11 protein-coding genes and 1 riboswitch are annotated in these 14,176 nt (G+C 65.8%); of the genes, 6 read left to right on the top strand and 5 right to left on the bottom strand.

The genetic code is table 11. The features are described 5' to 3' along the window. Both cynS and AB4Z51_RS18205 read right to left on the bottom strand, forming a co-directional pair. Positions 1-392 (bottom strand): cyanase (cynS, locus tag AB4Z51_RS18210; RefSeq protein ID WP_441497745.1); only part of this gene is annotated, 392 nt, incomplete at its 3' end. An 89-nt stretch (positions 393-481) separates the two neighbouring features. Next, positions 482-2,050, bottom strand: a complete 1,569-nt coding sequence (locus AB4Z51_RS18205) for an alpha/beta fold hydrolase (protein ID WP_135215409.1) — start codon at positions 2,048-2,050, stop codon at positions 482-484. A 148-nt stretch (positions 2,051-2,198) separates the two neighbouring features. On the opposite strand from AB4Z51_RS18205, the gene mddA reads away from it, so the two are divergent. The 4 genes from mddA (at position 2,199) to AB4Z51_RS18185 (ending at position 6,283) form a co-directional block, all read left to right on the top strand. Next, the gene (mddA, locus tag AB4Z51_RS18200; RefSeq protein WP_135215408.1) at positions 2,199-2,948 is read left to right on the top strand and encodes a methanethiol S-methyltransferase; all 750 of its coding nucleotides are present in this window, start codon (positions 2,199-2,201) and stop codon (positions 2,946-2,948) included. Next, complete coding sequence (locus AB4Z51_RS18195) at positions 2,945-3,922, top strand: NADPH:quinone oxidoreductase family protein (RefSeq protein WP_441497744.1); 978 nt, start codon at positions 2,945-2,947, stop codon at positions 3,920-3,922. Before mddA ends, AB4Z51_RS18195 begins: the two co-directional genes overlap by 4 nt. Positions 3,923-3,955: 33 nt before the next feature. Beyond that, positions 3,956-4,711, top strand: coding sequence for a PaaI family thioesterase (locus AB4Z51_RS18190; RefSeq protein WP_135215406.1), 756 nt, complete (start codon positions 3,956-3,958; stop codon positions 4,709-4,711). A gap of 363 nt (positions 4,712-5,074) precedes the next feature. Beyond that, complete coding sequence (locus tag AB4Z51_RS18185) at positions 5,075-6,283, top strand: diguanylate cyclase domain-containing protein (protein WP_441497743.1); 1,209 nt, start codon at positions 5,075-5,077, stop codon at positions 6,281-6,283. 169 nt (positions 6,284-6,452) lie between these two features. On the opposite strand, the gene AB4Z51_RS18180 is transcribed toward AB4Z51_RS18185, so the two are convergent. Beyond that, on the bottom strand, positions 6,453-7,652 hold the full coding sequence (locus tag AB4Z51_RS18180) for a TrmJ/YjtD family RNA methyltransferase (protein ID WP_441497742.1): 1,200 nt from the start codon (positions 7,650-7,652) through the stop codon (positions 6,453-6,455). A gap of 338 nt (positions 7,653-7,990) precedes the next feature. On the opposite strand from AB4Z51_RS18180, the gene AB4Z51_RS18175 reads away from it, so the two are divergent. Next, positions 7,991-9,202 (top strand): NADP-dependent isocitrate dehydrogenase, encoded by a 1,212-nt coding sequence (locus AB4Z51_RS18175; protein WP_441497741.1) that lies wholly within the window; start codon positions 7,991-7,993, stop codon positions 9,200-9,202. A 98-nt stretch (positions 9,203-9,300) separates the two neighbouring features. After that, positions 9,301-9,804, top strand: coding sequence for a DUF3455 domain-containing protein (locus AB4Z51_RS18170; RefSeq protein WP_441497740.1), 504 nt, complete (start codon positions 9,301-9,303; stop codon positions 9,802-9,804). A 4-nt stretch (positions 9,805-9,808) separates the two neighbouring features. Here the strand turns inward: AB4Z51_RS18170 and AB4Z51_RS18165 are convergent, their stop codons facing one another. Both AB4Z51_RS18165 and alaS read right to left on the bottom strand, forming a co-directional pair. Then, entirely contained in the window at positions 9,809-11,035 is a 1,227-nt protein-coding gene (locus AB4Z51_RS18165) for a cyclic nucleotide-gated ion channel (RefSeq protein WP_441497739.1), read from the bottom strand. Between the two features lie 6 nt (positions 11,036-11,041). Next, positions 11,042-13,720: an alanine--tRNA ligase gene (gene alaS, locus AB4Z51_RS18160; RefSeq protein WP_441497738.1), complete on the bottom strand. Its 2,679-nt coding sequence runs from the start codon at positions 13,718-13,720 to the stop codon at positions 11,042-11,044. Between the two features lie 233 nt (positions 13,721-13,953). Then, positions 13,954-14,042: riboswitch (glycine riboswitch) on the top strand. Positions 14,043-14,176 lie beyond the last annotated feature (134 nt).

The following is a 14,176-nucleotide window of genomic DNA, read 5'->3' as shown; positions in this document are numbered from 1 at the left end:
CCCTTCGGGTTGGCAACGCGCTCCATTGCCATGTCGAAGTCGATCGCCGACATGATGCCGTCGCCGAACTCCTCCTCGATCAGCGCCTTCCACGCCGGACCGTTGACCATCAYCATCTCGTAGAAGCGATAGATCAGCGGATCGGTCGGCGGCATCGGCGTGCCGGTGCCGCGCATCGGCACCTCGTTGAGCATCGCGGTCTCGGCCTTCGACAGGCCGAACAGCTCGCCGGCATTGGCGGCCTGCGGTTTCGTCAGCTTCATCTGGCCGAGAATCGCACCGACGATCAGCACCGCGGAATAGCCGCCGACCTTGTCGCAGATGTGTTTCCAGCTCCAGCCGTTCTCGCGCTTGATGTCGAGCAGCTTTTCGGTGAGGTCTTCGCGTTTCATGTCGGGGTCTCCCTTCGCCAGGCATCGTGTCACGTCGTTTGTGCCGCTTTGGGAGGCACGAAACGTGCCAATAAATGAGGCTTGAGGCGTCACCGCCTCGGCCTCCCCTCACGCGGTAAAGCCTCCGTGAACCGCTTGATCGCCTCGAGCACCGGCTGCTGATCGCCGGCAAAGAACCAATGATCATTGCCGTCGAGCTCGACGAATTCTGCACCGGTGATCCGGCTCGCGATGTCGCGCCCGGCCGCGATCCGCACGGCCTTGTCGTCCCGACGATGCAGCACCAGCGTCGGCACCGCAATCCGCGCCAGAAGGTGTCGCACATCGGCGTCGCGAAAGGCCTCGAGCACGGCAGAGATTCCGCCGGGACTGGACGCCGCGCGCAACAGCCCCGCCCACCAGGCGCGCGCCTGCGGATCATTGGCCAGGCTCGGCGCGAAGGCTTCGATCCCGACCGGGCCGCCCCATTGCGCAATCAGGTGCTTGCTCCAGGCATCATACTGGCTGGCGCGCAGCGCGTGCGGATAGTCCTCCGACCAGCAGCCCTTGGCCAGCGCGCCGAACAGAATGAGCCCGGCCACACGGCGGGATTCCTCGACCGCAAATTTGATGCAGGCCGGCCCGCATTCGGATGCGCCAAACAGCACGACGCGGCGCGAGTCCGCCGCCCGCAGCACCGTGCCGATATCTTCCGCGGTGACGTCGATGCCGGGGGCCGATCCCACCCGGTCGGACAGCCCGATGCCGCGGCGATCGAAAACGATCAGCCGCCCAAACCTCATCAGTGATGCCAGAAACGTCCGGCTCGCGGGATGCTCCCAGGCGCGCTCCACATGCGACACGAAGCCGGGCATGACCAGGATATCGAGCGGACCGCTTCCGTAGGTCTGATAGGCCAGATGCACGCCGGCGCCCTTCACATAGCGTGTCGCTGGAAGAGCATCGCGCAGCGGCGCGGCCGCGCGGCTCATGAGCGCTTCAGTCTCGGCTTCCGGCGCGACGCCAAGCTCGTCGCGCAGCCGCTGCGCCAGTGCAGCGTGACGCCGTTCCGCCGCGCTTCGGTCTCCCGCGAGCAGCAGGCTGCGGATCAGATGCCGGCCATACACCTCGCTGAGCGGATCGAGCTCGACCAGACGGCCCGCATGCACTGTCGCGGCGAGATGATCGCCCGCGGCATTCCTGTCCTGCACCAGACGCTCGAGCGCCTGCACGAGCCGCCCACGCAGCGCCTCGCGGCGAAAGAACGCCCAATCGTCGAACTCAGGACAGTCGTCCGGAGAAAAGCCCGCCAGGAAGTCGCCGCGATAAATCCGGCAGGCCTTTTCAAAGTCGCCGCGATCGCAGGCGCGCTCGAACTGATGCGAGTCGATCTTCAGCTCGACCTCCGGAGACCAACGCAAGCTGGTGCGGTCGGTCTCGAAAACCGCCTGGCCGAGCGTGAGCTCGACGCGGTGAAGCAGACGCCGCAATCGCGCGAGGCCGGTCTCGCGGGAAGTCTCCGGCCATAGCAGCGTGGCAATGACGTCGCGCGCGACGGGGCCTTTGGCTTCCGCGAGATAGACCAGCAGCGCAAGCCCCTTGCGCAAGGCCAGCTTGATCGGGCGGCCGTCGGCATAGACCTCGGGGAACCCGAACGTGACAAGCGAAAAGGCCGTCATGGAGATCCTCCCTCCCCGGCCGGCGCCCCCGGGGGACGCGCAGGGGACGGTCCAGCGATAGCAGTCAGGCCAGATCGAGCCCGCTCGCCAGCGAGCGGTTCAGGCTCCTGAATGCGGCACCGCTGTATCAGGCACAATAGGAAAAACCATGTTCGCGCGCCTCGCAATCCTGCTCTACGCCATCGTGAGCTACGCCGTCTTCACGGCTTCATTCCTCTACGCGCTCGGTTTCGTCGGCAATTATGTCGTGCCCAAGTCAATCGACACGTCGATCGACGTCGGCGCGCCTGCGAATTTGGGTGAGGCCATCGTCGTCAATCTGCTGCTGATGAGCCTGTTTGCCATCCAGCACAGCGTCATGGCACGCCCGGCCTTCAAACGCTGGTCGGCCAAATTTCTTCCAGTGGCCTGCCAGCGCAGCACCTATGTGCTGCTCTCCAGCCTGATCCTCCTGCTGCTGTTCTGGCAGTGGCGTCCGATCCCGGCGCCGATCTGGCAGGCCAGCGGCATTACGGCGTGGCTCCTGACCGGCGTACATTGGCTCGGCTGGCTGATCGCGTTCGCCTCGACCTACATGATCGATCATTTCGATCTGTTCGGCCTGCGCCAGGCTCTCGTCGCGTTGCGCGGAGCCGAGATATCAGGTCAATCCTTCCGGACGCCGCTGCTCTACAAGATCGTGCGGCACCCGCTCATGCTGGGCTTTCTGCTCGCGTTCTGGGCGACGCCCGAGATGACCGCCGGCCATCTGCTGTTCGCGATCGCGAACACGGCCTACATCCTGGTCGCCCTGCAGTTCGAGGAGCGGGACCTGATCGCCGAGTTCGGCGCRACCTATCAGGACTATCGCCGGCGCGTTCCGATGCTGTTGCCGCGCATTTTCGGAGCGCCCCGATGAAAGCGATTCTGTGCAATTCGTTCACGGGCCCTGCGGATCTGCGCCTCGGTGAGATCGATGCGCCGCGGCCTGCCGGCGACGAGATCCTCATCGACGTCCATGCGGCGTCCGTGAGCTTCATGGACCAGTTGCTGGTCTCGGGCCTCTACCAGATGCGGCCGGCGACACCCTTCGTGCCCGGCACTGAAGCGTCCGGCGTCGTCGTCGCGGTCGGCGACAAGGTCACGACATTCGCCCCCGGCGATCGTGTGGCGTGCAGTGCCTGGACCGGCGGCTACGCCGAACGGATGATTGCGAAGGAATCGAAGAGCGTGCGGCTGCCGGATGGCGTCGCGTTCGAAGCCGGGGCGACGGTGCTGCACAATTACGGCACGGCCTATTATGCGCTGGTCGAGCGGGCACGGGCGCAACGCGGGGAAACGCTGTTCGTCACCGGCGCAGCCGGCGGGGTTGGCCTTGCCGCCGTCGACCTCGGGCGTCATCTCGGCCTGCGCGTCATCGCCGGTGTCGGCTCCGACGACAAGGCCGACCTGGTGCGCGGTTACGGCGCCAGCGAGGTCATCAACTATCGCAGCGAGGACCTGCGCAGCCGGATCAAGTCGATCACATCGGGAGACGGCATCGATATCGGCTTCGACAATGTCGGCGGCGCGATTTTCGAGCAGATGGCCCGATCGATGAAGTGGGGCGGACGGCTGATGCCGATCGGCTTCACCAGCGGCGAGATTCCACAGATCCCGATGAACCTGCCTCTCCTGAAAAACTACGCCATCATCGGCGTCTTCCTCGGCGCCTGGGCGGAGAAATTCTCCGCGGAGGCCGCGCGCATGAATGACACGCTGATGCAATTGCTGGCCGACGGAAAGATCCGCCCGCACATCGACCGCGTCCTCCCTTTGGAGGAGGCCGGCGACGCCATGCGCGCCGTCGCCAATCGCACGGTTCACGGACGAATTGTCCTCAAGATCAGGTAGACTGCGCCCGACGAGGAAGAGAGGACAGAACCGATGACCGAGATCATCATCGACAAGCGCTTTTGCGGTCCTCCGAACTCCGGGAACGGCGGCTATGTCTGCGGCCGGCTGGCCCGCCACATTCCCGGCGGCGCCGAGGTGACGCTGCGCGCCCCGCCTCCCCTGGACAAGCCGCTCGATGCCGTCGCTACGGACGACAGCACATGGGAGCTTCGCGATGGCGCCACGGTCGTCGCGACCGGGCGCGCGGCCAGCGTCGAGCTTGCGCGCGTGGAGACAGCCAGTTTTGAGGAAGCCTGCGCCGCAGAATTGCTGACGCCTGTGAAACCGCACGAGCATCCGCTGCCGACATGCTTCGTCTGCGGACCTGCACGGGCGAAAGGGGATGGTCTGCGCATTTTTGCCGGGCCGCTCGGGCGTCATTCGCGAAACGCCGTCCTCGCAGCGAGCTGGACACCGGATCCGAATTTGGTCGCCGAGGATGGCTTGGTCGCCCCCGAATTTCTCTGGTCAGCGCTCGATTGCCCCACCGGCTATGCCTGCAACTACAATCAGGAGACCGATGGCTTCGACCAGGCCCCGCTCCTGCTGGGACGAATGTCGGCCCGGATCGAGTCTCGCCCGCGTCCCGGCGAACGCTGCATCATCACCGCCTGGCCCACCGGCCGCGACGGCCGCAAGCGCATCGCCGAGGCTGCCGCGCACGATGAAGCCGGGAGGTTGCTGGCGGTGGCAAGGGCGACGTGGATTGCGGTCGACCGCAACGTGCAGCTCGGGCGTACTTCGTAGGGTGGATTAGCGGAGCACCACTTTGATGTCCGTACAAACTCGATCTCGTAGGGTGGGCAAAGGCGCGCAGCGCCGTGCCCACCACTTCTGTCTCAGCTCCGTTGAGCGACATGGTGGGCATGCTTCCGCCTGCGCTCTTCGAGCTACGGCGGATAAGTCGCTTTGCCCTACCTACCTCTAATCACGCAACACATCCGTCGCCGCACCTCCGGCCTGCACCAATCCGCATTCTCCTGCACGCCCGCGGCCGCGCTTGCGACGGTTTACCTTGCGTCAAGCACGCCCGGAAATCGATGGCTGTCTTAAAAGGCTTGTTAGGAGCGGTCATCGTTGTTGGCGCCCGGAATACGGGGACGCTCTGCAATGCAATCGGACGAGGGACTCTACAGTGCGCCACGCTGGCGCCTGACACGCTGGCTCGCCGAGCCGGGGCTAGGTGTTCCCGACGACATCCGCGCCGCGCTCATTGTCCAGCTCTATGGATCGCTGCCGGTTTTTGCTGCCGGCGCCGTCAACACCATAGCCGTCGCCGCCGTGATCGCTGGCCGCAAGCAGACTGCACCATTCATTGTCTGGCTGGTCATGGAGATCGCGATCTGCCTGGCCCGCCTCGCCGTGCTCGTCAGCGCGCATCGCAGGGCGCGTGCCCACCGCCCGACGCCGACCGACCTTCATCTCCTGCTCGCGGTCGCCTGGAGCGCCAGCGTTGGATTTGGCGTCGTTGCCAGCCTGGCCAGCGGGGACTGGGTCGTCGCCATGCTGGCCTCGCTCTCGGCAGCGGCGATGGTCGGCGGCATCTGCTTCCGCAATTTCGGCGCGCCGCGGCTGGCCGGGACCATGATCCTGCTGAGCCTCGGTCCCATCATCCCCGGCGCTGCGTTCGCCGGCGAGCCGCTGTTCTACATCGTCTACCTCCAGGTGCCGATGTATCTGGCCGCGATGACGGCCGCCGCCTTCCGCCTCAATCGGATGCTGATCACCACCATGCGCGCCGAACGCGAGAACAGCCATCGCGCGCATCATGATGCACTCACGGGGCTGCTCAATCGCGCGGGCTTCGTCGAGGCACTTAGCGCCAGACTTGGAGCCCACGCCGAACGACGGTTCGCTGTGATGTTCTTCGATCTCGACGACTTCAAACCGGTCAACGACACGTTCGGACATGCGGCGGGCGACGAGGTGCTGAAAGCGGTGGCCGGGCGCGTGCGCCGGGCGCTGCCGGACGGCGCGGTGGTCGCCCGGATGGGCGGCGACGAGTTCGTCGTGCTCGTCGACGGCGTCACGGCCGAAATGGCCCAGGAGGCGGGATACCGCCTCATCAGCGAGGTTGCCGTCTCCTATGAGCTCGGCGGCGAGGTGCGCGCCGGTGTCGGCGCCAGCGTCGGCATTGCGATGTCGCCGGATCATGGTGCCGAAGTCGAGGAATTGCTCGCGGTCGCCGATGCAGCACTTTACGAGGCGAAGTCAGGCGGCAAATCGCGTTGCTGCCTGGCCTCGGTCGAGACCAACCTCGCCGCGTTACGTCGCCTCCAGCAGGGCGGCCCGAAAGCCACGGTCGCAAGCGCCGCCTGACGCAGTACGACTGACCCACCCCACAAGCGCGATCCCGTAGGGTGGGCAAAGGCAGGTAGCGCCGTGCCCACGACTTCTGTCTCGGCTTTGTCGAGCGACATGTTGAGTACGCTTCCGCCTCCGCTCTTCGAGCTACGGCGGACAAGTCGCTTTGCCCACCCTACGAGACCTATGCGCTTTGCTCGATCATCCCCTGCAACCGCACCAGCTCCGCCTCGAGATCGCGCTCCACATCTGCCGCCCGGATCTCCAGCACGCGATAGTCGCGCGCCTCCAGCCACGTCCGCCGGCCCGCGCGATCGGCCGCGATGGTCTCGCCCTCGCCCGGATTGACCAGCTCGATCGCGATCCGGTGTGGGAACGAGACGAAATCGGGAATGTGCCGGCCAACCGGAGTCTGGCGCTTGAACCCTCCTGCGAAGCGGCGGTCGCGGGTCAGGCCCTGCCAGAGCAGGCGCTCGGCGTCGGTCGGGTTGCGGCGGAGCAGGCGCGCAAGCCCGCGCACGGTCGAGCCACTGTCAGGGACCCCGCCGCCTTGGCCGTGCTCGGCCAGCAGCGCGCGCAGGCGCGTGGCCTGCTCGCTGTCGAGCACGCCGCCCTTGGCCGGGCCCTTGCGCCCTTCCGCGATCGCCATCACCACACCATGCAGGGTGTGCATGTCCTGCTTGGTCGGCTCCATCCGGCTGAAGATGTTGCGCAGGTTGACCAGCATGGTGTCGCGCTTCTCGGCCGGGCGCAGGAATTCGACCCGGTCGAGCTCGCGGATGAGATTGTCGAAGAAGGCCTGCATCTGGTGCTGCGAGGCGCGCTCGGAGCGCTCCGGCATGCTGTGCGGTAGCTCGCCTGACGTCGCCCGCTTGAACCATTCATAGCCGACCAGCAGCACGGCCTGCGCGAGGTTGAGCGAGGCAAAGCCCGGATTGACCGGGAAGGTGATGATGCGGTTGGAGAGCCCGACCTCCTCGTTGGTCAGCCCCCAGCGCTCGCGGCCGAACAGGATGCCGGCCTTGCCCCCGGTCGCGACGTGACCCGAGATCTCAGCCGCGGCTGCCTCGGGCCCCACCACCGGCTTGGCCTGGTCATGGGGACGCGCCGTGGTGGCGAACAGCAGGTCGAGATCGGCGACCGCCTCGCCGACCGTGTCGAACAATTCGACCTTTTCCAGAATATAGTCGGCACCGGCCGCGGCGCGCTGCGCGGCGATGTTGGGCCAGCCGTCGCGGGGATTGACGATGCGCAATCGGCTGAGCGCAAAATTGCCCATGGCGCGCGCGGCCATGCCGATGTTTTCGCCAAGCTGCGGCTCGACCAGGATCACGATGGGACCGTCGAGGGAAAGGCCCGCCTTGCTCTTGTCAGTCCCCGACATCTCGTTTCGCTTTCACACCGGTTCTCAAGGCCTTGGCAAGGCGCTCTTCAGGAATTGATTCAAAGCCGGCCCAAGGGGGCGGCTGCCCGTTCGCCTGTCGTTTGCCTGTCCTGACGAAATTCTCAAGGGAAATAACGGGTTGGATTCGACTTTTGAATCTCTTCTGAAGCCTGAGGCCCGCCCCCCGCAGCAGGGCCCGCCCCGCCCCCCATCTGGGCAAGCTGGATGAGCTAAAAGTGCATAATCCCTTGGCTTTCGCCCGCTGCAGTCCGGTGCTAAGAGGCGGCGGATATTCCCGTGGCGCGCCAAAGCGCCGTTCCCAAGAGGCTTCCCCGATCATGGCAAAAATCAAGGTGTCCAACCCCGTCGTCGAACTCGATGGCGACGAGATGACCCGGATCATCTGGCAGTACATCAAGGACAAGCTGATCAACCCGTACCTTGATGTCGATCTGCTGTATTTCGACCTGGGCATGGAGTACCGCGACGAGACCAACGATCAGGTCACCATCGACGCCGCCGAAGCCATCAAGAAGGTCGGCGTCGGCGTCAAGTGCGCCACCATCACCCCGGACGAGGCCCGGGTGAAGGAGTTCAACCTCAAGCAGATGTGGAAGTCGCCGAACGGCACCATCCGCAACATCCTCGGCGGCGTGATCTTCCGCGAGCCGATCATCTGCAAGAACGTGCCGCGCCTGGTTCCCGGCTGGACCAAGCCGATCATCATCGGCCGCCACGCCTATGGCGACCAGTACCGCGCCACCGACATCAAGTTCCCGGGCAAGGGCACGCTGTCGATGAAGTTCGTCGGCGAGGACGGCACCGTCATCGAGAAGGAAGTGTTCAAGGCGCCCGGCGCCGGTGTCGCCATGGAGATGTACAATCTCGACGACTCCATCATCGACTTCGCCCGCGCCTCGCTGAACTACGGCCTGCTGCGCAACTACCCGGTCTACCTCTCGACCAAGAACACCATCCTCAAGGTCTATGACGGCCGCTTCAAGGACATCTTCCAGGACATCTACGACCGCGAGTTCAAAAAGGAATTCGAGGCCAAGGGCCTGACCTACGAGCACCGCCTGATCGACGACATGGTGGCCTCGGCGCTGAAATGGTCCGGCGGCTATGTCTGGGCCTGTAAGAACTACGACGGCGACGTGCAGTCCGACACGGTCGCGCAGGGCTACGGCTCGCTCGGCCTGATGACCTCGGTGCTGCTCACCCCCGACGGCAAGACCGTGGAAGCCGAAGCCGCCCACGGCACGGTGACCCGCCACTACCGCGAGCACCAGAAGGGCAAGGAGACCTCGACCAACTCGATCGCGTCGATCTTCGCCTGGACCCGTGGCCTCGCCCACCGCGCCAAGCTCGACAACAATGCCGAGCTCGCCAAGTTCGCGAGCACGCTGGAGAAGGTCTGCGTCGACACCGTCGAGGAAGGCTACATGACCAAGGACCTCGCGCTCCTGGTCGGCGCCGACCAGCGCTGGCTCTCGACCACCGGCTTCCTCGACAAGGTCGCCGAGAATCTCACGAAAGCGTTGGCGTAAGCCCGCGCATTATTTTCGTCTGATCGGGGTTAGACATCATTATGGGCCGCGCCGAGGCGCGGCCCATTTTTTGAGACCCCTCGCGCGGAGATGCGACCATGTCGATCAAGCTTGCCGTCCCCTGCCTGATGCTGCTGGCCTCCCTGGCCGGGCCGGCCGCCGCCGCGGAGCCGCTCCCCGACGCCATCGCCGCCCCCGGCGAGACCGTGGTGCTCAGCGTCCATGCCGAAGGCGCGCAGGTCTATGACTGCAAGGCAGCCGCCGACGGCAAGCTTGCCTGGGCCTTCCGCGAGCCGGTGGCGACGCTGCTCGCCGAGGGCAAGACCGTCGGCCGCCACTATGCCGGCCCGAACTGGGAACTCGCCGACGGCAGCGCCGTGGCCGGCAAGGCCATCGGCAACGCGCCGGGCGCAACCGCCGCCGATATCCCCTGGCTCAAGCTGGAGGTCGCCTCCCGCCGCGGCAGCGGCATCCTGACGCCGGTCACCACCGTCCAGCGCATCAACACCCACGGCGGCAAGCTCGAGGGCTCTTGCGACAAGGCCGGCGATTTCAAAAGCGCGCCCTACTCGGCCGACTACATTTTCCTGAAGAAGGGCTGACCGCTCAGCGGTCTGTGTCGTCGCGCTCCGCCTGCGCCAATTCTGCCGCCGCAAGATCGCCGGTCTCCTCGAGCCGTGCCTTCGCGGTCTGGTGGACGTGGGCGGCGAGCGTCGGCATGCGCTCGATCAGCGCGTGAAAATCCTGGGCGTCGAGCACGAGCAGCCGCGTCTTGCGCGTCGCCGTCACCGTGCCGCTGCGCTTTGTCTTATGCAGCAGCGCGATCTCGCCGAAGAACGTGCCGTCGGCGAGCCGCACCTGCTGGCTCGGCAGCGTGATCTCGACCTCGCCGGCAGTGATGAAATACATCGACGAGGCGGTATCGCCACGGCGCACCAATATCTCGCCCTGCTCGATGGTGCGGGCGCGGAGCAGCCGCATGATGTCGGCGATCTCCGCGGCCGAAAGATGCGAGAATAACGGCACCCGCGCCAGCATGCCCCAGGTCACCACGAAGTCGCGCCGCCTCACCTCCTCGGCAAAGGCGGTCGAGATGATCGCGACCGGCAGCGCGATCATGGCAAAACCTGAGATGATCGCAAACACCGAGACGAATTTGCCGAGCGGCGTCACCGGCACGACGTCGCCATAGCCGACGGTGCCGAGCGTCACGATTGCCCACCACATCGCGTCCGGAATGGTGCCGAGCTTGCTGGGCTGCACATCACGCTCGATGGCGTAGAGCAGCGAGGCGAAGGTCAGTACCACACCGATCAGGATGACGATGCAGCCGATCAGCGCACGCCGCTCGGCATGGATGGCCGCGAGCAGCGAGCGCATCGCCGGCGAATAACGGATCAGCTTGAAGAACGGCAGCACGCCGAGCCCAGCCAGCGTCGCGTGCCGGCCGGTGGCCAGCACGATCGCGGCCGGCAGGAACGCCATGAGGTCGATGATGCCGAGCGCGGAGAAGGCATAAGAGAGCCGGTCGGACAGCGCGGAGCCGTTGCGCTGGGTGTGCCCCGCCACGGTCCACAGCCGCGCCAGATATTCGAGCGCGAACACGATGACGGCGAGGACGGCGACCGCGCTGAACAGCGTGTCGAACCGCGCGTCGAGCTCCGGCACCGAGGCGAGGATCATCGCGACCACGTCGAGCACGATGACGCTGATGATCACCTGGATGAAGCGCGACCCGATCGAGTAGGCGAGCGGATCGTGCTCCAGCAATTCGTACAGGCGATCCCTTAGGTTGGGATCTGCCGAGCCACGTCCTCGCGGAACGAGGCGCATGGCCGTTTACGCGCCTGCCATCGCTTTTTCGATCGCCGCGAGCGCCTCGGGCGCCTTGGCGCCATCGGGACCGCCAGCCTGCGCCATGTCGGGCCGGCCGCCGCCGCCCTTGCCGCCGAGCGCCTCGGAGGCGACGCGCACCAGGTTCACGGCATTGAAGCGCGCGGTGAGATCGGCGGTGACGCCGACCACGATCCCGGCCTTGCCGTCCTCGGTGACGCCGACGATGGCGACCACGCCGGAGCCGATCTGCTTCTTGCCGTCGTCCGCAAGGCTCTTGAGATCCTTCATCTCGATGCCCTCGACCGCACGCGCCATCAGCTTGACGTCGCCGACCTCGCGCACGCCTGCGGCTGCGCCGTTCCCGACGGATGTACCGCCGCCCATCGCGAGCTTCTTGCGAGCGTCGGAGAGCTCGCGCTCGAGCTTCTTGCGCTCCTCCATCAGCGCTGTGATGCGCGCCGGAACGTCGTCGATCGAGGTGCGCAGCTCGTTGGCCGCAGTCTTCGCCAGCGCCATGGTCTCGTTGGCGTGCCTGCGCGCATAATTGCCGGTCAGCGCCTCGATGCGGCGCACGCCGGAGGCCACCGCGCTCTCGCCCGTCAGCGTGATCAGGCCGATGTCGCCGGTGCGCTTCACATGGGTGCCGCCGCAGAGCTCGACCGACCAGCCGAGCGCGTTAGCGCCACGCTCCCGCGCGGTCCTGCCCATCGAGACGACGCGGACCTCGTCGCCGTATTTCTCGCCGAACAGGGCGCGCGCGCCGGCCTCGCGGGCCTCGTCCACGCCCATGACGCGCGTCGTGACCTCGTCGTTCTCCAGCACCACGTCGTTGGCGATGTCCTCGATGCGGGCAAGCTCTTCCGCCGTGATCGGCTTCGGGTGCACGAAGTCGAAGCGCAGGCGGTCGGGCGCGACCATCGAGCCGCGCTGGGCGATGTGGTCGCCGAGCACTTGGCGCAGCGCCTCGTGGATGAGATGCGTCGCCGAATGGTGCGCGCGGATCGAGGAACGCCTGCCGTGATCGACCTCGAGCTGCAGCGCGGTGCCGAGCTTCAGCTCGCCGCTCTCGACGGTGCCGACGTGAACGAAGAGATCGCCGAGCTTCTTCTGCGTGTCGGTAACGCGGAACTTGATGCCGCCCTCGCCGCTGAGCACGCCGGTGTCGCCGACCTGGCCGCCGGACTCCGCGTAGAACGGCGTCTGGTTGAGCACGATCGCGCCGGTCTCGCCGGCCTTGAGGCTCGCGGTTTCCTGGCCGTCCTTCACCAGCGCGGAGACCACGCCTTCGGCGCTCTCGGTCTCATAGCCCAGGAATTCGGTGGCCCCGAGCTTCTCGCGCAGCGGGAACCAGATCGCCTCGGAGGCCGCCTCGCCCGAACCCTTCCAGGACTCGCGCGCCTTGGCCTTCTGGCGCTCCATCGCGTCGGTGAACGAAGCTTGATCCACGCCGATGCCGCGCGACTTCAGCGCGTCCTGGGTCAGGTCCAGCGGGAAGCCGTAGGTGTCGTACAGCGTGAAGGCGACGTCGCCGTCGAACATGTCGCCCTTTTTCAGCGACGCGCTCTTCTCGTCGAGGATGGCAAGGCCACGCACCAGCGTCTTGCGGAAGCGGGTCTCTTCCAGCCGCAGCGTTTCCTCGATCAGATTTTCCGCGCGCATCAGGTCGGGATAGGCCTGGCCCATCTCGCGMACCAGCGCCCAGACGAGGCGATGCATCAGCGGCTCTTTCGCGCCGAGCAGCTGCGCATGGCGCATCGCGCGGCGCATGATCCGGCGCAGCACATAGCCGCGCCCCTCGTTCGAGGGCAGCACGCCGTCGGAGACGAGGAAGGCCGAGGAGCGCAGATGGTCGGCGATGACGCGGAACGAGGCGACGGTCTGCTCGTTCGGCCCGCTGCCGAGCGCGGACGCGGTCGCGTCGATCAGATGGCGGAACAGGTCGGTCTCGAACACGCTGTCGACGCCCTGCATGATGCAGGCCATGCGCTCCAGCCCCATGCCGGTGTCGATCGAGGGACGTGGCAGATCCACGCGCTCCTCCTTCGTCACCTGCTCGTATTGCATGAACACCAGGTTCCAGAATTCGAGGAAGCGGTCGCCATCCTCTTCCGGCGAGCCCGGAGGTCCGCCCCAGATGTGATCGCCGCGGTCGATGAAGATCTCCGAGCACGGGCCGCACGGCCCGGTGTCGCCCATCGCCCAGAAATTGTCCGAGGTCGGGATGCGGATGATGCGGTCGTCGGAGAAGCCCGCGATCTTCTTCCACAGCCCGGCCGCCTCGTCGTCGGTATGGTAGACGGTGACGAGCAGCTTGTCCTTCTTCAGCCCGAACTCCCGCGTGATCAGGGTCCAGGCCAGCTCGATCGCGCGCTCCTTGAAATAGTCGCCGAACGAGAAATTGCCGAGCATCTCGAAGAAGGTGAGATGGCGCGCGGTGTAGCCGACATTGTCGAGGTCGTTGTGCTTGCCGCCGGCGCGCACGCATTTCTGCGAGGTGGTGGCGCGCTGATAGGGCCGCTTCTCGACGCCGGTGAAGACGTTCTTGAACTGCACCATGCCGGCATTGGTGAACATCAACGTCGGGTCGTTGCGCGGCACCAATGGCGAGGACGACACGATCTCGTGGCCGTTCTCGGCAAAGAAGTTCAGAAAGGTCGACCTGATCTCGTTGACGCCGCTCATGTTCATCCAATCGGGTGTGCTTGGACCCGCGATACGCCATCCAAACCGGGCATTTGGGCTGATATCTGCGGGTCAAAGCGCTTTTAGACAAGGCCAGCTGCGCTGTCCAGAAACTGTGCAAGGAGATCAGTGAGTTGCCGCAGGCGCGCAATCCCGTTTGCAATCCCGTTGAAAGCCGCCAGGTGCGCGTTGACAGGCTTGGCCGGCCTGTGGTCTGTACCCATCTGTATCGTACGGCCACGTCGGGAGAGACCGGCTTTGGTGCCGGCGCCGAAGGAGCAACCGCCCCGGAAACTCTCAGGCAAAAGGACCGCGTGGCTTTGACGACATCTGGAAAGAGGCGCCGACGGGCAAATACCTTTTCATAAGGGTTGGCCCGGACTGCGTCCGCCGACGGGATAATACTCTCAGGCACAGCGACAGATGGGGCTTCGACTGGTTGCTACCGGGGAATCG

This window comes from Bradyrhizobium sp. 2TAF36 (assembly GCF_052114925.1).
Classification (GTDB): Bacteria; Pseudomonadota; Alphaproteobacteria; order Rhizobiales; family Xanthobacteraceae; genus Bradyrhizobium; species Bradyrhizobium barranii.
Note: the sequence above shows the minus strand (reverse complement) of the source record. Positions and strands in the feature narration are given on the sequence as shown.